This window comes from Catenibacterium sp. RTP21428st1_D7_RTP21428_210409, from assembly GCF_040227455.1.
GTDB classification, from domain to species: domain Bacteria; phylum Bacillota_I; class Bacilli_A; order Erysipelotrichales; family Coprobacillaceae; genus Catenibacterium; species Catenibacterium mitsuoka_A.
The window spans coordinates 1-20,564 of sequence record NZ_JBEHVX010000022.1; the positions used below are offsets into that span (position 1 = coordinate 1).

Here is a 20,564-nt window from a genome sequence, read left to right on the forward strand (position 1 = left end):
GAGCCACATGCCGGAGTCGAACCGGCGTCCTCTGCATGGCAAGCAGATATAATAGCCATTATACGAATGCGGCATATGAAATTTTTAAATGGAGCCACATGCCGGAGTCGAACCGGCGTCCTCTGCATGGCAAGCAGATATAATAGCCATTATACGAATGCGGCATATAAAGTTTTAAATTGGAGCCACATGCCGGAGTCGAACCGGCGTCCTCTGCATGGCAAGCAGATATAATAGCCATTATACGAATGCGGCCTCACTAACACTCGAGGAGTGCTTACTTATAATAGCAAATAATAATATATGTGTCAATAAGGTTTTGTAAAAAAATGAAGGATCAGTGACGATCCTTCTTGTTCTTATCATATATGATCTTTAGACCTTTAAATGTAAGTTCCTGATCATAAATATCTATTAATTCAGTTTCTTTCGCAATAAGCTTGCCTAAACCACCAGTAGATACTACTTTTAGGTTCTGTCCATATTCTTCTTTAATCTTCTTGATAATATATTCAGTCTTACCAATATAACCATAAACAACCCCAGCCTGCATTGCAGAGACTGTGTTTTTCGCAATAATATGCTGTGGTTTGACTAATTCAATTTCTGGAAGCTGAGCTGCCATAGAAGAAAGAACACCGGCTTCTATACCAATGCCTGGTGCAATTACACCACCAATAAAAACACCTTTCTCTGTAATAACATCATAAGTAGTCGCTGTACCAAAATCAATAACTAAGCATGGACCACCATAAGTATAGTATGCCCCTGCTGCATCTACCAAACGGTCTGACCCAAGAGTAGAAGTATGATCAATTTGAATATTGATGCCTGTTTTCACACCTGGACCAACAAATAGTGGTCTAATATGAAAGTATTTAATAATGGAACTTGAGAAGGAATAGTTAATCTTTGGTACAACAGAACTAATAATAACATCTTTCACATCTTCTACATTCAAGTGAGATGCTTGAAGGTATGAATGAAGCATTAAGCCATATTCATCTGATGTACGTTCCATACGTGTTGTCATACGAAAACGCCCTACTAAATGATCTTCTTTGTAAACACCAATAGTAATATTTGTATTACCGATATCTATAACCAATAGCATTCTTATTTCTTAGCTCCTATTTTCATACATTCTTTTAAGATAATATAGCTTAGATCTGATTTAGACATCTTATCGATATCTTTCATAGAATCCTGAGTAATAATAGTAACAACATTTGTATCACCCTGAAATCCTGCACCCTCTGTTTTAAGATGGTTCGCAATAATCAGATCGCATTGTTTTTTATTTAATTTCTTTGATGCATTTTCAATTAAATCTTGTGTTTCCATCGCAAATCCACATATCACTTGATGTTCAACTTGATGATGTCCTATATAATCAAGAATATCTGGATTCTTTTTAAGTTTAAGAATAAGTTCATTGTCATTTTTCTTAATCTTTTCTGTAGATGTTTTTACAGGTGTATAGTCAGCTACTGCAGCTGACATAATAATATAGTCATAATGTGTATGATGTCTTTTTACACATTCAAATAAATCCTGGGCACTTGTAATAGATTGATTGATAATATAAGGTACTGGCTTTAATGATGTAGGCCCATGAATTAATCGTACCTTGGCGCCAAGTATAAATGCTGCACGGGCAATTGAGTATCCCATTTTACCTGATGAATGATTTGTAAGAAAACGTACAGGATCTAAAGATTCCTGAGTTGGTCCTGCAGTAACTAATACCTTTTTACCTTGTAATGGATGATCGCTAAGTGCATATTCCATCATTAAATGAAGATGATCATAGTCTGCAAGTTTACCTTTACCTGTATCACCACAGGCAAGAAGTCCTACAACTGGTTCTACAAATAAGACACCATCATCCTTTAGAGTCTGGATATTACGCTGAGTGGCTTTATTTTCATACATATGAACATTCATTGCAGGCGCAATGAGTTTAGGACATGTGGCTGCTAAAAAAGCAGCTGTTAACATATTGTCCGCAATACCATTTGCACATTTCGCAATTGTAGTTGCACTTGCTGGTACAATCATAAACAAATCAGCATCCTTGACAATGTCTACATGTGTAATACATCCAGGATCATCATCAAAGACATCAATATATGTTTTCTTCTTTGTGAGAGCAGAAATAGAAGTTGGTGTGACAAACTTAGCTGCACTTGTAGTGAGCATGACTTCAATTTCATATTTTTCTTTCACTAGATCACTAATGAACTGTACAGTCTTAAATGCCGCAATAGAACCAGTAATTCCTATAATCAATTTTTTCATCTATTAATACCCTCTTTTCATTTATAAGTTATCTACGCTTCATTAAAGCGAAGAGAGGTTTTGTGACAATCACCACAATCACTACACCTACAAAAGCTTCAAGTAGGCTCTGTGTGCTAGATACAGCTAAGAAGTAACTTCCAAGCTTACTTGCATCCTGTCCAATCGCTTTTGCATAAGATGTACCAAATAATGCCCAGATACCACCTAATACAAGTACAGTATTAGTTAAAGCACCTAAGAATGCAGCCACTGCAGTCGCAATAGTCTGCTGTTTATCCTTAAGTAATTGATAAATAGAACCTGATACAAACCCAATCATAACTCTTGGGACAATCGCAATAACTGCACTAAGTACTGATCCACTAATAAATGGTGAGAAGACGAAAGATGTAACAGTTGGCTGCATTGTGTTCATTAATAATGAAGATAAACCAAATACAAGACCAATAAGACATCCCTGCTTAGTACCTAATACAATAGCTGCAATAATAACTGGAACATGAAGCAATGTTGCTCTTAAAGGTCCAATAGGGATAAATCCTAAAAATGGTACCATGACCATAACTGCTTCAATCGCAATAAATAATGCAAGCAATGTGAGATTCTTTGTTTTTTTGTTATTCATTTGTTTCCTCCACTGTCATTTGCATACGCAATATGACGTAAATATAGTTTTGCCAGCAGAATATTAAGTTAGCTCCTAAATAGGTAGCCACAGGGCATATCCTACACAGCAAAACCATTATATACTCATTTTTGGGAAATGAAAAGCATTACATTTTCCTATACTAGATGTCATTTACTGGAGAACGAGCCGGATGTCTTGCATCCTTTGTCTTATCATAATTAACTTTTTTCTCTAAGTTTCTATTATAATCACGTTGGAATATACATGAGAAAATAAGGTTTAAAATATATTCCATAGAAAGATTTGAGGCAAAAGGTGCTATTTTAGTAAAGATTTTCTCTCTTGAACCAACCCTTAATATCACATCACCATAATGTGATAGCTGATTATCGCCAAGAGAAGTAATCACAATCATCTTTGTCCCCTTCTCTTTTAAGGTCTGGGCAATACGGATGATTTCAGCTGTTTCTCCTGAATAAGAGAGAATCATCGCAAGATGTGATGAAGAAGAGTTATAAGCTAAAAAGATCTGTTCTCCTTCTAATGTACGAATATTTACGTTACGTCCGATACGTGTCATCTTATGCTGGAAGCTTAAAGCTTCTAACATTGAATTACCATTTCCATATATATCTATAGACTCATATTGATTCATAAGTTCTATCGCTTTACGCAAATCATCAAAATCTATCAGCTTAATTGTATCTTCAATAACTTCTCTGCTCATCGTACCAAGTTTATAGGCAATTTGTGGATAGGTGTCTTCTGGACCAAAGGGGAAGTTAACATCGATTCTTTTGGTTTTAGTAAGTGTATATTGTAGTTCTGCTGAATACTTAATCTTAAAGTCATTATAACCCTCTAAACCAAGCTTACGACATAGTCTCACTATTGTGGCGGGAGATGTATATGTTCTTTTTGAAAGTTCCTTAATAGATAGATTCAATACATCTTCACCATGATTTAATATGTAATGGGCGATTTCCACTTCAGCATGTGTGAAATCTAATGCGAATTCTAATTGTGTCATTATACTCATTGTTTATCACCTGATCCAATTATATCATGAAACGTATTTTCAATAAACTTGATTTTTAACACTCTTTTTTGAAACAAAATTAAAACTCTATCCGTACATATTTACTTCTCTAAATGGTTATGTGAAAATATTATTGTACCATTAAGGAGGACGAATAAATGGAAAAGAAATTACCAAAAGATTTTTTCTGGGGTGGTTCAGTATCATCATTCCAGACTGAAGGTGCCTGGGATGAAGGCGGAAAAGGTTTATCAATTTATGATGTAAGACCTACACCAGAAGGACATGCTGACTGGAAAGTGGCAATTGATGAATATCATCGTTATAAAGAGGATATTCAGTTAATGAAAGAAATGGGATTCAACTTCTACCGTTTCTCTATTTGCTGGAGCCGTATTATTCCTAATGGAGATGATGAAGTCAATGAAGAAGGCGTACAGTTCTATAATAATTTGATTGATGAATTGATTGCGAATGGTATTACTCCAATGATTACATTAGTTCATTTTGATATGCCTTATCATCTAGTAAAGGAATACAACGGTTTTGCATCACGTAAGGTTGTTGATTTATTTGAACGTTATGCAAGAGTTTGTATGGAGCGTTTTGGTGATAGAGTTAAACACTGGATGTCATTTAATGAACAGAACCTACATTCATGTAACTTGATCTATTCAAATGCGGAAATTATACCTGAAGGAAAATCTAAGGCTGAACATCTTTATCAGGTGGCACATAATGTTATGATTGCACATTGTAAGGCTGTTAAGGCTTTAAGAGAATTAGTACCAGATGCTAAGTTTGGTGGTATGACAACTATTACTAACTTCTATCCTGCAACTGATACACCAAAGAATAACTTATTCTGTCAGAAAGCTTATGATTTAGTCAATGACTGGGTATGTTATGTACAGGCTAATGGTAAATACCCAAGATACTATACAGCATACTTAAAGAACAGAGGTTGGTTCCCTGTATTTGAAGAAGGCGATGAAGAGTTATTAAAGTATACATGTGATTATTTATGCTTCTCTTACTATCGTTCTAATACACTTACTGAAGGTGAATTTGATATGACTACACCTTTCAATGATATTGTAGAAAAGCATGTAGTAAAGAACTCTCACCTTGAAGCGACTGAATGGGGCTGGGAAAAGGATGCCATTGGATTTAGATGGGTTATGAATACTTTAAGTGAAAGATATGATCTTCCTTGCTTCGTATTAGAAAACGGTATGGGTGCGAGAGAATCATTAAATGAAAATGATACTGTAGATGATGATTATAGAATTGAATATCATCGTAATCATATCCAGGAAATGAAGAATGCGATTCTAGAAGATGGTGTTGATTGCTTAGGTTATATTACTTGGGGTCCTATTGATATTCCTTCTTCTAGCTGCCAGATTGCAAAGAGATATGGTTTTGTATATGTTAATAGAACTGATGAAGAACTATTAGACTTAAGAAGAGTACCTAAGAAATCATTCTATTGGATCTCTAAAGCATTTAAATCAAATGGTGAAGATTTAGACTAATAACCTGAAGCCTCATTCATGAGGCTTTTTTCTTTTCCTTAGTATTACTTAGTAAAATGCTAATATCTTAAGAATTTCTTAATAAAATTGAGTAGATTAACTGTAATAGTTTGATTTTCGAATATAAATAGTGTATTATGGCGTTGGTAAAAATGATTGAATACTTTTACTAGAGGTAAAAGTGGAGGTATCTAATGAAAACAAGTTTAGTTATTATGGCTGCTGGTATTGGTTCACGTTTTGGTGGAGGAATCAAGCAGTTAGAACCAGTTGGACCTAATGGTGAAATCATTATGGATTATTCAATCCATGATGCAATTGCTGCTGGTTTCAACAAAATTATCTTTATTATCCGCAAGGATATTGAAGAGGACTTCAGAGAAGTTATTGGGAATCGTATTGAAGAAGTCGCTAAAAAGTATGATGTAGAAATTGCTTATGCATTCCAGGATTTAAAGGCATTACCAGAAGGTATTGAATGTCCTGAAGGACGTACTAAGCCTTGGGGTACTGGACAGGCAGTTCTTGCTTGTGATGGTTTAATTAATGAACCATTCGCAGTTATTAATGCAGATGACTATTATGGTAAGGAAGCATTTGTACAGATTCATGATTTCTTATTAGACTATACACCTGAAAAGCCAAATCATCTTGCAATGGCAGGATTTATCTTAAAGAATACTTTAAGTGATAATGGTGGTGTAACAAGAGGTATCTGTGCAGTGAATGATGAAGGATACTTAACTGATGTAGAAGAAACTAAGAATATTGAAAAGACTTCTACTGGTGCACGTGCAGGAAATAAAGAAATTGATCCTAACGTAAATGTATCTATGAACTTCTGGGGATTAACTCCTGAATTCGTAAATACTTTAAAAGAAGGTTTTGTAGAATTCTTTGAAAACATCAAGGATCCACTTAAGGATGAATATTTATTACCTATCTATATTGGTGAACTTCTAAGAGAAAACAAATTAAGTGTTAAGGTATTAGAAGTACAGGATTCATGGTTTGGTGTGACTTATAAAGAAGATGCACCTGTTGTAAAAGCTTCTTTTAAAGAATTAATTGACAACAACGTATATTCAACTGATTTATTCAGCGATATTAAATAAGACTCCAAAATCGGAGTCTTTTTTCTATACCTTCTTGAAATGTATTGTGATATGAGAGCCATAGGCACGTTCAATCAGTTCATCCTCTCCTATGACCTTTACAAGATTCTTAATCTGATTTTTCAAATCTGATTTATGAATATAGAATATTGTAGTATGTGCATGACGAGCAAGAATAAGCTGTCTCAATATATCTTTATCAGTGACATCTAGAGAATGTCCAAAGATATAGATATTGAGGCGTTCTTCCTGGGATTGTTTAAGCCATGTGAGATAACGACATCCTGTCCTTTTAAATATACGCTGGTAGAATTTCTTGAATTCAATATATTCATTATCCTGATCTTTACGTTCTCCTGTGAGGTATTCATCTATTCCTAAAACTAGATCACATGTTTCTATATCATGTTCAATATTTGCTTTACCATGAATATAATCATATTCTACTTCTGAATTACCATAGAGACGTTCATATGTATTCGTATAATTAAAGCTTAATACTTTATCTATATTCAATACTTGTAGTTTTTCTACATATTTTGGAGTGTCTAGGTGGTTCACAAATGCATCTAGATATATTTCTAGACATCGAGTCAAACGTAAGAGATCATGAGTGAGGATATCTCTTAATTCTTTAATAGGTTCCATAGAAGAAAAAGAACAACGATCTCCCCAGAAATCAAGAAGAGATGTGCCTAAATACTCATTGATTCTTGCGACCTTCTGCCCTGATTTAAACTGCATATCACATTCAACTCTGATTGTATCAAGCTTTTGAATGACTTCAGACATCTCTTTTTCAAAATCCTTCCAGCCTTCCCCTATTGTTTCTTTTTCTAGATGAATAAGCCAAAGATTATCTTTAATGAGAGATTCAAGTTCGTTGGATAATTCAGGAGAAAGATGAAGAATAAAATCTATCATACGTGAATCATAATCTAAACGAGATATATCATTCTTTTCTAACGACATACGAAATAACGTAGTAAAATCGATAAAATCCTTATAGGTTGTTGGCAACCCATGTAGTAAATCAAAGCCATTTCCTAATACAAGAAGATTCATACATAGTCCTCCTTCACTGCTTCACTTGAAAGTATTTTTAATGTCTTAAAATCATTTTTAATTCCCATCGCATATAATAATGGCGTTTCTTCTTTATCCATCGTATATATTTCTTGCATATAGGCTTTTTCCATAAAGGTATCTAATAGGGTTTTAATTTCTTCAATACATTCATGATTGATTATATTTTTATCAAATGTCGCTGTCATAAAGTTATTTTTATAGTTAATAGAAATAGAGAGGAGATAATCATATGCTACTGTCACAAAATCATCTGGTACTGAAAAGAAATTGATTCTTTCTAGTTCATTATTTGATAGATAGTTATGTAATATTTTTCCTCTCTTATATTTCTTCAACTGACCAGTATTCTTATATGCGATACTTACACCATAATAAGATATTTTCAAATCACATAAAGCATAGATATTTTCTATTGTATCAATAAATACATCATCCACAAACTTACGTATAGACCCTCTATTGGTAATAGATATTGTTTCCATCATGCTCACCTCTATTACCATTATAAAACAAAAAATCCGCAAATGCGGATTTCATTACTTATTTGCTTCAATTAGATCCATAGCCTGCTTTAATACTGCAGCGCCATCCATACGACCATATGAACGCATATCAATTAACTGTGCAGGAGTTGGTGCTACTTCCTTCTTAACAGTTGCTTCAAGATATCTTACCTGTGGGCCAAGTAATACAACATCTGCTTTGGCGCCGTTTGCTTTTGCTTCATTCGCACCGACTGCCCAGATATTTGCTTCAATACCTTGTTTCTCTGCTTCTTTCTTCATTTTTTCAACAAGTAAGCTTGTAGACATACCTGCAGCACAACACAACATAATATTTACCATATCAATTATCCTCCTAATTAACCTAGTAATCATTATAATACTGCAACCGTTACCTTTAAAGTGTTTTTTATTCACCAAAATCATTTTTCATACTTACTGAAAATACTTCACTATCCCCTGCTTATAGTCACTCAAGATCATTTATGATAAACTAATGTATGAATGGAGTTGATACAATGATTATAGATAAAGTAAACGATTATTTAAATAGTCATTCTTCAAGTACAACTTTGCTTGAATTATGCTTTTATATTAAAAAGAATATCCATAGAATTCCAAATCTAAGCATTGATGACATTTCAAAAGAATCTTTAATTTCTAAAGGTCAAGTATCAAAATGCATAAGAAAATTAGATTATGAAAACTATGAAGAATTTAAAAATGCTTGTATTCAATATTTAGATTTAATCTCAAAAAGAAAAAAATTCTTAAACCCACATCAAAGTTTTGAAACAAATGTGATGCATTTTACTAAAGATTTCATTCAAAATATCCAATATATGATCAATCATATTAATTTGAAGTTAATTCAAAAACTTATACAAGATATCAAGCAAGCAAATAAAGTATATTTATATGCACACGGTGATGTCAGATCTGTTTGTTATAATATCCAAAGAGAACTTCAGATATATGACATTCAGACAATTATATGTGATGCTGATTTTAACAAGGATTATCATTTTCTAGATAATGATATCTTAATTGTACTAAGTACAAATGGACATTCTTTCCATTATAATAAGCGTGTCATTAAACGTATAAAAGAATCTCATGTTGATCAATGGCTTATTACATGTAATGAAAGTATTACATTATGTCAAAAACAAATAATCGTTCCCCTGCTCGATGAAAAATACAGTGAATATATCATTAAGTACATGATAGATATTCTATTACTAGAATTACAAGACTAGTTTCCAAATTGGAAACTTTTTTTGCTTTCTTCAATCTCATCCTCTATTCTATAGACAGGAAGACAAACAACATGGAGATATCTATGATTGTTTGTGTCAAAATAAATAGAGGAGGAACTTAATATGGGATTTAAAAAAGGATTCTTGTGGGGAGGTGCCACTGCCGCCAATCAGGTTGAAGGTGGCATATTTGAAGATGGTCGTGGTTTAGCCAATGTAGATTTAATGCCTCATGGATCAGATCGTTATGCGATTGGGACTGGAGAAAAGTGGATAGATCGAATCGATGATCATTATTTTCCAAGTCATCAAGCCGTTGATTTTTACCATCACTATAAGGAAGATATTGCTTTAATGGGAGAAATGGGTTTTAAAACTTTTAGGTTATCTATCGCCTGGACAAGAATTTTCCCTCTTGGTGATGAGTTGGAACCTAACGAAAAAGGATTATTATTTTATGAAAACATTTTTAAAGAATGTAAAAAATATGGGATTGAACCATTAGTCACAATTAATCATTTTGATTGCCCAATGCATTTAATTCATAAATTTGGTGGCTGGCGTAATAGAGAAATGATTGATTGTTTTGTTAAATTAGCTAAAGTATTATTTGAAAGATATAATGGTTTAGTTAAATACTGGCTCACTTTTAATGAAATCAATATGATTCTTCATTTTCCATTTGTAGCAGCAGGATTAAGATTTAAAGAAGGTGAAAATAAAACCCAAGCTATGATTACCTGCGCACATCATGAATTGGTTGCAAGTGCTCTAGTTACAAAATTAGCTCATGAGATAAATCCTGAAAATATGGTAGGTTGTATGCTTGCTGCGGGTTCTTATTATCCTGAAACATGTAATCCTGAAGATTATTGGAAATCAATTTGTGATGATAGAGAAAGTTATATGTTTATTGATGTGCAATCACGAGGCTATTACCCAAACTATGCCTTAAAATGGATTGAAAAAAGAAATGCAGAAATACCATTTGCAGAGAATGATGTAAATATCTTAAAAGAAAATACAGTCGATTTTATTAGCTTCTCATATTACTCATCTCGTGTTTCTAGTGCTAATCCTGACAAGGGAAAACAAACAGAAAGCAATATTTTTGCTTCAGTTGTTAATCCATATTTAGATACAAGTGATTGGGGATGGCAAATTGATCCCTTAGGATTAAGAATTACTATGAACGAAATTTATGATCGTTATCAAAAGCCATTGTTTATTGTTGAAAATGGTTTAGGGGCCAAAGACAAGATTGAAGAAGATGGTTCTATTCAAGATGACTATCGTATTGAATACTTAAAGAAACATATTCAAGCAATGAAAGATGCAGTGGATGAAGATGGTGTTGATTTAATGGGATATACAACTTGGGGATGTATAGATCTTATTTCTAATGGAACGGGTGAAATGGAAAAGAGATATGGCTTCATTTATGTTGATAGAGATAATGATGGCCACGGTACTTTTAAACGCATAAAGAAAAAATCATTTGATTGGTATAAAAAAGTCATTGCAACTAACGGTGAAGACTTAGATAATTAATCATAATTGGGTAGACGAGAAATAGTATCAATTCTAAGATTAATCAATATTACTGCGTCTCCCATTGCACCGTATGTAACAAGTCTCGTATACGGCGCTACATTTACATGATAATTTCAAACTCACTTTGATAATAATTAAGGGGATTGACCAAGCCAGGTCTATCCCCTATTCTTTTAATCAAATTTTAGGATTAATAGTGAACTACCTCGACTTAATACTCCGTATTAGAAGTCAAGACTTCTAGGATGCTTACGCATCCGTTTAAGAAAATTGATATTTAAGTCTCCACCTATTGTTAGGCAATCCTTATTCTTATTGCGTGTCCACTTCGCCTCTACTGTATAGGATGTTTACATCCACAACGCTACTTTTACGCATGATATTTAATGCACCCTTTACATCTGCCTAAGGTATGATACGTATTTCCTTCACTTCAACCTTTATAGTATCGGCTTGTAGTTCACCACACTTGGCGGTAATTACCTGTGGTCGGACTATCTCTGACTGAATTAGTGCCATGCTCAGCACAAAAAAAGGCAGATATGCATAGATGAGCATATTTGCCTTTTTAATCTTCTTTATTTAGCAAACTCTATTTCTGTGACAGAAAAATAAAGCCTAGAAATACTTGTTTCAAGCAAGGCAATCATACGGCCTGTAAAGATCATAGAAATCACTGTTCCTAGCCCAATACCCAATATACCACCTGTAAAGACAAAGCCAATGATAAGAGATATTACAATGGAAATCCCATCAAAGAAATTCTTACCAAAACCAAATCCTTTATGACACTTTTCTCCAACAACACTTGCTAAGCCATCTGCAGGATTAGGTACTATTTTCATACCTACAGTGAGTGATGCCCCAACGCCCGTAATTACAATCGCAAGAATAAGCATCATTAAACGTGCTGAATAACTAGAAGCGACAGGAATAACTCCATCAAAAACCTGAATAAAAAAGCTTGTTACTAAACTAGCATGAATCTGTAAGAATTGAAAATAATCAAACTTCTTACCTAATAAAATCCATTGAATAATGACAAGTAAAACATAATAGATAAAAGTCATTACACCAATAGGAATATGAGTGAGATAGGCGATATTATAGGCTACAGAGATGATGGGTGACACACCTAATTGTGTCTTTGTATTGAGATCAATACCACAGCCTAAAATCAATAATCCTAGAAGATAAATTCCAATTCTTTTATAATTCAGTTCCTTCATTATTTAACTGTCTTTGAAAAACTATGCATGCTTGTCATCTGCTTCTGTAATTCTAGATCATCTCTCTTGACCCATTCAGCTACTGCATCATCTTTAGATGTATGAACAGATAAAACATGCACAGTATCATGATTTTTTTCATTTTCAATATGATACTTATGGAAAATATTTTCTACAAATTTTTTAATATCTTCTTCTGATTGATAATGAAGATCACGATAATCGAAGGTAGAGTATTCTCTTTTTGTTTGTATACGATAATGTTTGACTTCTGATACAATCCAGTAAATTCCTCTATTTTGAATCTTCTTTGAGATATGACTGATTTCGATAGACATAGGATCCTGTTTTTCCTTACATTCTAAAATAGATTCATCTAGAGTACGATATAAAACATAAGTGTTCTCATAATCACCTTTAGACGTTTTAAAGCCATCACGAATCATTCCTAAACTCTTAAAGCCTACTGTATCTAAAACTATCTTTAATGTTTTAGTGACTGTATTTAATTGCATAATTGCATATCCAGCTTTAAATGCCTGTTCTAAAGAGTCCTTAATCAGACTATCTAGTTCTTTCTTATAGTCAGCTTTAATTGCATAAGAACAAGTTGCAATATGCTTGCAATGTCCGGTTCCTAAAGGTCTAATCAAATAAGCACCTACTAATAGATGATCATCAAGCATTACACCACAATATGATGCTGATTCAATAAAATCATCAAGAACAGGTGTGTCTTCTTCAAGATAAAGTTCTGTTTCAATCACTTCATTAAAAAGAGAAACAACTTCTTTTATATCTACTTTCTGACATTTCCTTTTAATGATGTTCATTTGATCCACCTCCTATTAATAAATAAATGAGTGAAGCCATCATTAGTTCCTTTTTACAGAACGTATAATACGACTTCATATCCATTGCTTCCTTGTATTTCATTTGATGTAGAAAGAATCCCACAATTGATTCTCTGTTGAGATGATTTTGTAAGAAAGATAGATTCACCTTTGTCAGACTTAATTCCTGAGGGAAATAATCCTTTTCCATATATTTCTCAAATGCATTAAGAATCATATTTTTGTATTCTTCAAATGCATAAACCTTTAAATCATCAAAGCCCATTAATTCTCCAATAAAATCTAAAGTAATATATGTATAATCTTTGAGATTTAAGATTATTTGATGATTGGCTTCTAATAATAAAGATGTCAGTTCTGAAGAATTACTATTAAAGAATCCTCTCATTTCTTTTTCCATCATCAATAATTGTTTATAGTAATCATGAAATACTGTCTGATTTGAAGGAAGAAAAGTATACTGATTACCTTCATAATTTCCAAATAACTTATAAGCCATTAAGTAGCCCAAACGCCTATTTCTTTCTAGCGCATCCTTATTAAAGTCCATAAAACCACCTAAATCAACTGGTGGACATGAATAAAGAATAGAAGGACGATTGATATATTGTGGATGAACCGGAATAAGATGCATATCCACTACGACTATTTCATCAGCTCCCATATCTAAAGCAAGATCAATAGGAAGATTATCACTAAATCCCCCATCAATATATTTATAACCATTTATTTCTGTCATTGGAAAGACAGGAAAACAGGCACTACTTGCAAGTAAATAGTCAAGCATATGACCTCTTTCCATTTCTGATTTAGTCTTATAACATGCTTTCATACTTGGAAACTGCACTGTACATATACCAAAATCAATAGGTGAAGACAATAAACGTTCTTCATCCATCAGTCCACGGCAGTGTTCTACAAAAGGTGTATTGTCTGCCCCTTTATTTTTAAAATAATATCTTAAAAAAGACTGAGCTAAAGACGTCTGCTGGGCAATGGATTCTTTAAGTTCAGACAAGTTACTTCCCTCTTCCTTATTAAATAAAGAAGTTGTCATAAAGTCATCTTTTAAATCAGTCAAATCAGGTGCATTATTAAAGACATGATCCATATCTAATATATTCCATGTATACTCTAATCCTTCATAGTCTCCCATAGCGACTAATGCCCCATTGAGCGCACCAATAGAAGTTCCTGTCACAATATCAAAATGTTGGTTTAATTCTTTTGCAGCAAGTAAGAAACCAGCTTCATAAGCTCCTTTAGATCCTCCACCACTTAATACAATGGCTCTTTTCATAGAGTTTCATCTCGATTCGTATCATGAATGATTTTCTTCATGAATTTCATTTCTTTATTAAATTCTGTAAAACGAGCCATCTTCCATTCCCAGTTAGGAGATCCAATAGTACCTGGAGTATTAAAACGTGATGTTTCTGGTTCTCCTAAAAGATCCCATACTGGAATAATGACAGATTCAGCAGGTAAATCCATACAATAATGAATCATCTGACGATGTAATTTACGTTCCCTATAACCATCTAATAAGAGTTCTATATCCTTTAAGCTATCTTTATCAAGATTATCATACCATCCCATTAATGTATCATTATCATGTGTACCGCTATATACAACAACCTTATCAAAATCAAATTCATCCTTGTAATGGAACTGGAAAATATACATACCCTTGAAATTATAATGATCTCTTAATTCATACACTTCATCTCTTAATAATCCTAGATCTTCTGCAAGAATATGTGTATCTGGATATTCTTCAAATAATTTGTCAAATAGTGCATAGCCTGGTGCTTCGACCCATTCCCCTACTACTGCAGTAGGTTCTGATGCTGGAATCTTCCAATAAGTATCAAATCCACGGAAATGATCAATACGTACTTCATCATAAAGCTTATTCGCACTATGAATTCTATCAATCCAGAACTTGAAATTTGTCTTTTCTAGATGATCCCAGTCATAGATTGGGTTACCCCATCTTTGTCCAAATTCACTAAAATAATCAGGTGGTACACCTGCTACAAATGAAGGTGTGCCATCTTCCTCTAATAAGAAGTCTTCCTGATCTAACCAGCAATCAGCACTATCTAATCCTACATAGATAGGCATATCCCCTATAATCATAATCCCCTGATCATTCGCATATTTTTTTAATGCATACCATTGTTTGAAGAAATAATACTGTAAGAATTCCTGATAATTGATTTCTTTCTCAAAAGGTAACAGTTCAAAAGATTGATGTTTAGGGAACTCCTTATATTCCTCATGCCACTCTGTCCATGGCTTTCCCTCATTTGTTAATTTAAAAGTGCGGAATAAGGCATAACCCTCAACCCATTTATTGTTTTCTACAAACTGTTTAAAATCATCATTAAATTCAAATCTTTTATAAGCGAGTCTTAATAAGTCTTCTTTATGTGCACGTACAGCTTCATATTCCACTGTTTCAGCCTGTTTATTAAATGTTTTTAATTCACCTTTTTCAAGTAATCCATCTTTAACTAGATCTTCTAAATCAATATAAAGTTCATCACCGGCATAAGATGAATAAGGCTGATAAGGTGAATTCCCATATGCTAAAGGATTAAGTGGTAAAATCTGCCAGATCTTTACATCTGATTTTTTTAGCTGATCTACAAATGTATATGCGTTCTTTCCAAAATCTCCTACACCATAAGATGATGGTAGTGCAGAGATAGGACATAGTATTCCTGCTTTCATATTAATAACCTAACTCCTGTCTCATAATAATTACATGAATTCTATCCTTGTTTCCCTGACGTGCAAGTTTGACATAAGATGCACAGATTCTTTGATCTGACATGCAATTGACACACTTACCAGCAACAGCACATCCTGTTTGACGGTGTAATCTAATCGCATTTGCCGGTGCTGACACGTTTTTAATATGATCAATGGCTTCTTCTTCTGATTCAAAGATCTTATTGACACCAACAACTACATAAACATCCTTAGGCCCATAGATCATTGCAGCCACTCTATTACCATTGCCATCAATATTATATAAACAGCCATCTGTTGTCATTGCATTGGTACTCGTTAAATAAATATCCGCATTAAATGCTTCATGATGAATCGCATTGATTTTTTCTTTAGTTAATCCTTTAGCATAACGATCAAGGAACTTCACATCACTTGCACGCACTAAATCTAATACATGCATTTCATCTAGTGACATAGAACCACCTACTGCTACTACCTTTTGGTCCTTGAAAATTGTCTTAAAATAATCATGAAGCTCTTCTTCAGTATTAAACACTTCACAAGTCATGTTATTTCTTTCTAATGCTTTCTTTAATCTCTCAATTTTCAAATCATACATACCCAATAAATTCTTATCCATAAAAAAACACCTCTCTGTCCCCCTATTATAACATATGAAAGTGGTTTATAATAAATAAAAAAGGAGGTTTCATTATGAGTAAGAAACTACTAGTTGTTGTAGATTATCAGAATGATTTTGTGGATGGTGCACTTGGATTTGAAAAAGCAACCAAGATTGCCCCTTATATCATTTCATTAGTAAAGAAATATGAAGAAGAAGGTGAAGATGTCTGGTTTACTAAAGATACACACTTTAATAACTATCTTGAAACACAGGAAGGCAAGAATTTACCTGTTCCTCACTGTATCTCACAGACAAAAGGACATGAACTTTATGGAGAATTGCAGTCTTTAAGTAGAAATCATACTGTGATTGAAAAAAATACTTTCCCATCTTTAATGCTTGCGAACTTATTAAAGGATACAGCTTATGAAGAAGTAAGAGTAGTAGGAGTAGTGACTGATATTTGTGTTATTTCTAATTGTATTATGATTAAGAGTGCACTTCCTGATGCAGTTATTGAAGTAGATACAAAAGGATGTGCATCTTTTGATGAAAACCTAGAAAAAGCCGCTCTTACAGTATTAGAAAAGAGTTTGCAGGTTAAAGTGATTTAGTGTTATTTTTCTGTTTTCCATAAATTATATAAATTGTTTTGTATTATTTCCTCATTTTGTATTGCATCTAGCAAATGATAGTACTATAATGAGAACAATTCTAAAGGGGGATTTTAATAATGGAAATCAAAGTAGAAAGAGCAAAGACTCTTAAAGAAAAGCCAGATCAGTCAAATCTTGGCTTCGGTAAATATTTTACAGATCATATGTTTGTATATGATTGGGATTCTGAAAAAGGATGGCATGATGCACGTATTGTACCATATGCACCAATTCAGATGGATCCAGCTACAATGGTCCTTCACTATGCACAGGAAACTTTTGAAGGCTTAAAGGCTTATCGTGATCCTGAAGGAAATGTTCAGTTATTCCGTCCAGAAATGAATGCAAAACGTATGAGAAACTCAAATAAACGTTTATGTATGGCTGAATTACCAGAAGAAGAATTCGTAGAAGCTGTAGAAACTCTTGTTAAGTATGAACAGGATTGGATTCCTACTGCACCTGAAACTTCTCTATATATTCGTCCATTCATGTTTGCAACTGAACCAGGTGTTGGTGTTCATCCAGCAAATAAATATAAATTCGTTATTATCTTAACACCAGTTGGAAACTATTATCCTGAAGGTGTTGCACCAGTTAAGATCTGGATCGAAGATGAATTTGTAAGAGCTGTTAAGGGTGGTACTGGTTTCACTAAATGTGGTGGTAACTATGCTGGTTCACTTGCTGCTCAGGTTAAAGCAGAAGAACATGGCTATACTCAGGTATTATGGCTAGATGGTCAGGAAAGAAAGTATGTTGAAGAAGTTGGTTCTATGAACATCATGTTCTTAATCAACGATACAGTAGTGACTGCACCTCTTGAAGGTTCAGTACTTCCAGGTGTTACAAGAGATTCAATGTTAACAATTCTTCGTGACTGGGGCTATAAAGTAGAAGAACGTCATCTAAGTGTTGATGAATTAATGGAAGCAGGACGTACTGGTGCATTAAAAGAAGCTTGGGGTACAGGTACTGCAGCAGTTATTTCTCCAGTTGGTGAATTATGTTATAAGGGTGAAGAAGTTCTTATCAATGACTTCAAGACTGGTGAATTAACTCAGAAATTATATGATACTTTAACAGGTATCCAATGGGGTAAACTTCCAGATAAGTTCAACTGGATTCATAAAGTAAAATAATTAAAAAGCGCTTCGGCGCTTTTTTTAGTGCTTATAATTGAGTAATACAGAATGAAAGAGAGTATAAAATATATAAAATTAACAGTAGAATGCACGATTATAGTCCATCAAGGATAAACAGAACTATGGCAATAAGATGATCAAAAAAAATAGTGCGCAAGCGCAACAATAGAATCAAAGACTACAGCACGCATTGTGATTAATTACTGTCTTGATAATGATATAGGAATACTTATTGTGGGCTATAACGAAACATTTCAGAAGGATTCCAATATAGATAAAAGTAACAATGAGATACTTCAAGATAAGCTTGAATATCTCTGTAAATCAAATGGCATCATACTTGTAATGCAGGAAGAATCGTACACCTCATAAGCTTGCTTATGGGATAAGACCATTTCAATGGAAAGAGAATACATCATGGACAGTATAGAACAGCTGATGAGAATGTACTAAATGCAGATGTAAGTGGTTGTGGATGCAAGTATCCTATACGACAGAGGCGAAGTAGACACGCAATAAGAATAAGGATCAACTCGCATTAGGTGAAAACTTAAATACTAAGAAACTAAAAACTCCGACTTAATTTTAAAATTAAGCCGGAGTGGTTTATTTGCTGTGTTTTCCAATAATAAATACAGCAGCTCCAATAATTATGATTAAAGAACCACATATTGTCAATAAATAGGAAACAACCATATATTTCTCCTTAAGAGGGCAACATCCTTATAAAGATAATAACATTTATTGGTTCAAAAGTGTAGTGTTTTTATTGAAAACAAAAGAAAAAATGCGATTTTAGTCGCACTTTCCCTATCTATCTTCGATATTTTTATATTCTTTAAGTTCTCCCACAAATTTAGTGGCAGGTCTAACAATTCGTCCACTATAAAGCTTAGATTCAATATTATGAGCGACCCACCCTACTGTTCTTCCAATTACAAAGAGTAATGTATAGAGATCTTTAGGAATACCAAGCATATCATATACTAAACCACTATAGAAATCGACATTTGTACAAACATGAATTCCTTTTCTTTTATAGATTTCCTCAATCGCAATAGCTGAGAATTTTCTATAGAATTCATATTCATCATGTCTGAATTTTTCATATGATAATTCTTCACATTGTTTAGCTAAGATTTCACTACGTGGATCACTTAGTGTATAAACGGCATGTCCAATACCATAAATAAGTCCTGTATGGTCATTAAAGTCCCCATCTAAGATATCCTGGACAATTTGTCTAATACGAAGTTCTGATGCATGTATACCAATTTCATTAATAACAAGTTCCATCTGCTTCTTAACCGCTAAGTTGGCACCACCATGCTTTGGACCCTTTAATGAACCAATAGCCCCTGAAATGGCTGAATAAATATCTGTACCAGTAGAAGATATAACAACATTTGTGAATGTAGAGTTGTTACCTCCACCATGGTCTGCATGAAGAATAAGTGCAGTATTAAGTACTTCTGCTTCCTTATTAGAGAAAGCACCATCTCTTCTTAATAAATATAAAATCTGTTCAGCAATAGAATAATCATAATTCTGATGATGAATAATCATAGATTCCTTATCAAAATGATGTACTTTTGATTGATATGTATAGCTGACAATAACAGGAATCTTCGCAATCAAATCAATTCCCTTATATAATGTTTCTAATACACCTACATTATCTGGATCATCATCATAGCTATAAAGCATCAATACTTCTCTTTGTAGCTTGTTCATGAGATTCTTCTCTGGATATCCCAAAATATTTAATTCTAGGTATCTTTCAGGCAAGGTGTAATGATCGCTAATTGTCTTCTTAAAGTGCTCCAGTTCCTCTCTATTTGGCAAATAGCCAAATAGAATCAAGAAGCATACTTCTTCATAGAGGAAACGGCGTCCTTTTCCATTTTCCACAATGTCTTTTACATTGATACCACGATAATACAATGTACCATAGTCATCAACTTTTTCACCATCAACCTTCTTGTACCCCACTACATCTGATATATTTGTCAAACCAACTAATACACCAGTACCATCTTCATTACGTAAGCCTTTCTTTACAGAATACTTCTTATAAAGTTCACCAGGAATAGCTGTTTCATCCAATGATTTCTTAAAACAATCCTTTATATTCTGATCCATATCATCAACTCCTTTTTGAAGGTTGAATCTATTCTATCACATTATCCATAGATTGTATACAAGTATTCTTATTAATATCATAAGTTTATTTAGTTGTTTTATAATTATCTATACATGTATTTGTGTTATATATAAAAAAAGA

General features: G+C 33.4%; 19 protein-coding genes and 3 tRNA genes. 6 read left to right on the forward strand and 16 right to left on the reverse strand.

All coding sequences use genetic code 11. The features are described 5' to 3' along the window. Position 1: 1 nt before the first annotated feature. From ABUA27_RS04875 to ABUA27_RS04905, 7 genes are all read right to left on the reverse strand, one after another. A tRNA-Gly gene (locus ABUA27_RS04875) sits at positions 2–73 on the reverse strand. Positions 74–89: 16 nt separating this feature from the next. Beyond that, positions 90–164, reverse strand: a tRNA-Gly gene (locus tag ABUA27_RS04880). A gap of 16 nt (positions 165–180) precedes the next feature. Next, a tRNA-Gly gene (locus tag ABUA27_RS04885) sits at positions 181–255 on the reverse strand. An 82-nt stretch (positions 256–337) separates the two neighbouring features. Beyond that, a complete protein-coding gene (locus ABUA27_RS04890; RefSeq protein WP_129982178.1) occupies positions 338–1,114 on the reverse strand; it encodes a type III pantothenate kinase in 777 nt (258 codons plus the stop codon). 2 nt (positions 1,115–1,116) lie between these two features. Then, a complete protein-coding gene (gene coaBC / locus ABUA27_RS04895; RefSeq protein ID WP_303353148.1) occupies positions 1,117–2,301 on the reverse strand; it encodes a bifunctional phosphopantothenoylcysteine decarboxylase/phosphopantothenate--cysteine ligase CoaBC in 1,185 nt (394 codons plus the stop codon). 28 nt (positions 2,302–2,329) lie between these two features. Further along, entirely contained in the window at positions 2,330–2,929 is a 600-nt protein-coding gene (locus tag ABUA27_RS04900) for an ECF transporter S component (protein WP_129982176.1), read from the reverse strand. Positions 2,930–3,092: 163 nt separating this feature from the next. Continuing rightward, positions 3,093–3,971, reverse strand: a complete 879-nt coding sequence (locus tag ABUA27_RS04905) for a MurR/RpiR family transcriptional regulator (RefSeq protein ID WP_129982175.1) — start codon at positions 3,969–3,971, stop codon at positions 3,093–3,095. 158 nt (positions 3,972–4,129) lie between these two features. Here ABUA27_RS04905 and ABUA27_RS04910 point away from each other — a divergent pair, with 158 nt between their 5' ends. After that, the gene (locus tag ABUA27_RS04910) at positions 4,130–5,509 is read left to right on the forward strand and encodes a glycoside hydrolase family 1 protein (protein WP_129982174.1); all 1,380 of its coding nucleotides are present in this window, start codon (positions 4,130–4,132) and stop codon (positions 5,507–5,509) included. 194 nt (positions 5,510–5,703) lie between these two features. Next, positions 5,704–6,624 (forward strand): nucleotidyltransferase family protein, encoded by a 921-nt coding sequence (locus ABUA27_RS04915; protein WP_349820349.1) that lies wholly within the window; start codon positions 5,704–5,706, stop codon positions 6,622–6,624. 24 nt (positions 6,625–6,648) lie between these two features. Here ABUA27_RS04915 and ABUA27_RS04920 read toward each other — a convergent pair whose 3' ends face one another. The 3 genes from ABUA27_RS04920 to ABUA27_RS04930 are packed head-to-tail and all read right to left on the reverse strand — an operon-like array spanning position 6,649 to position 8,558. Next, positions 6,649–7,689, reverse strand: coding sequence for a bacteriophage abortive infection AbiH family protein (locus ABUA27_RS04920; protein WP_287846063.1), 1,041 nt, complete (start codon positions 7,687–7,689; stop codon positions 6,649–6,651). Continuing rightward, positions 7,686–8,198, reverse strand: a complete 513-nt coding sequence (locus ABUA27_RS04925; protein WP_129982261.1) for a hypothetical protein — start codon at positions 8,196–8,198, stop codon at positions 7,686–7,688. Before ABUA27_RS04925 ends, ABUA27_RS04920 begins: the two co-directional genes overlap by 4 nt. Before the next feature lie 51 nt (positions 8,199–8,249). After that, entirely contained in the window at positions 8,250–8,558 is a 309-nt protein-coding gene (locus tag ABUA27_RS04930; protein ID WP_022425378.1) for a PTS sugar transporter subunit IIB, read from the reverse strand. A gap of 176 nt (positions 8,559–8,734) precedes the next feature. Between ABUA27_RS04930 and ABUA27_RS04935 the strand changes: the two genes are divergently transcribed. Further along, entirely contained in the window at positions 8,735–9,475 is a 741-nt protein-coding gene (locus ABUA27_RS04935; RefSeq protein WP_161220357.1) for a MurR/RpiR family transcriptional regulator, read from the forward strand. Positions 9,476–9,598: 123 nt separating this feature from the next. Next, positions 9,599–11,026 carry a 6-phospho-beta-glucosidase gene (locus ABUA27_RS04940; RefSeq protein ID WP_287968264.1) on the forward strand — a complete coding sequence of 476 codons (1,428 nt, stop codon included), beginning with the start codon at positions 9,599–9,601 and terminating at the stop codon, positions 11,024–11,026. A 581-nt stretch (positions 11,027–11,607) separates the two neighbouring features. Here ABUA27_RS04940 and ABUA27_RS04945 read toward each other — a convergent pair. The 5 genes from ABUA27_RS04945 to ABUA27_RS04965 are packed head-to-tail and all read right to left on the reverse strand — an operon-like array spanning position 11,608 to position 16,494. Continuing rightward, positions 11,608–12,258 (reverse strand): DUF6198 family protein, encoded by a 651-nt coding sequence (locus tag ABUA27_RS04945; RefSeq protein WP_349820350.1) that lies wholly within the window; start codon positions 12,256–12,258, stop codon positions 11,608–11,610. Next, positions 12,258–13,091: a hypothetical protein gene (locus ABUA27_RS04950; protein ID WP_129981887.1), complete on the reverse strand. Its 834-nt coding sequence runs from the start codon at positions 13,089–13,091 to the stop codon at positions 12,258–12,260. Before ABUA27_RS04950 ends, ABUA27_RS04945 begins: the two co-directional genes overlap by 1 nt. Then, on the reverse strand, positions 13,078–14,412 hold the full coding sequence (locus ABUA27_RS04955; protein ID WP_287968262.1) for a patatin-like phospholipase family protein: 1,335 nt from the start codon (positions 14,410–14,412) through the stop codon (positions 13,078–13,080). Before ABUA27_RS04955 ends, ABUA27_RS04950 begins: the two co-directional genes overlap by 14 nt. Further along, positions 14,409–15,851, reverse strand: a complete 1,443-nt coding sequence (malQ, locus tag ABUA27_RS04960; RefSeq protein ID WP_349820351.1) for a 4-alpha-glucanotransferase — start codon at positions 15,849–15,851, stop codon at positions 14,409–14,411. The genes ABUA27_RS04955 and malQ overlap by 4 nt, the downstream gene beginning before the upstream one ends. Before the next feature lies 1 nt (position 15,852). Further along, on the reverse strand, positions 15,853–16,494 hold the full coding sequence (locus ABUA27_RS04965) for a lactate utilization protein (RefSeq protein WP_129981890.1): 642 nt from the start codon (positions 16,492–16,494) through the stop codon (positions 15,853–15,855). A 74-nt stretch (positions 16,495–16,568) separates the two neighbouring features. Here ABUA27_RS04965 and ABUA27_RS04970 point away from each other — a divergent pair, with 74 nt between their 5' ends. Next, positions 16,569–17,093: a cysteine hydrolase family protein gene (locus ABUA27_RS04970; RefSeq protein WP_129981891.1), complete on the forward strand. Its 525-nt coding sequence runs from the start codon at positions 16,569–16,571 to the stop codon at positions 17,091–17,093. Positions 17,094–17,212: 119 nt separating this feature from the next. Continuing rightward, on the forward strand, positions 17,213–18,277 hold the full coding sequence (locus ABUA27_RS04975; RefSeq protein WP_129981892.1) for a branched-chain amino acid aminotransferase: 1,065 nt from the start codon (positions 17,213–17,215) through the stop codon (positions 18,275–18,277). A gap of 813 nt (positions 18,278–19,090) precedes the next feature. Here ABUA27_RS04975 and ABUA27_RS04980 read toward each other — a convergent pair. Continuing rightward, positions 19,091–20,422, reverse strand: coding sequence for a citrate synthase (locus ABUA27_RS04980; protein WP_349820352.1), 1,332 nt, complete (start codon positions 20,420–20,422; stop codon positions 19,091–19,093). Positions 20,423–20,564: the final 142 nt, after the last annotated feature.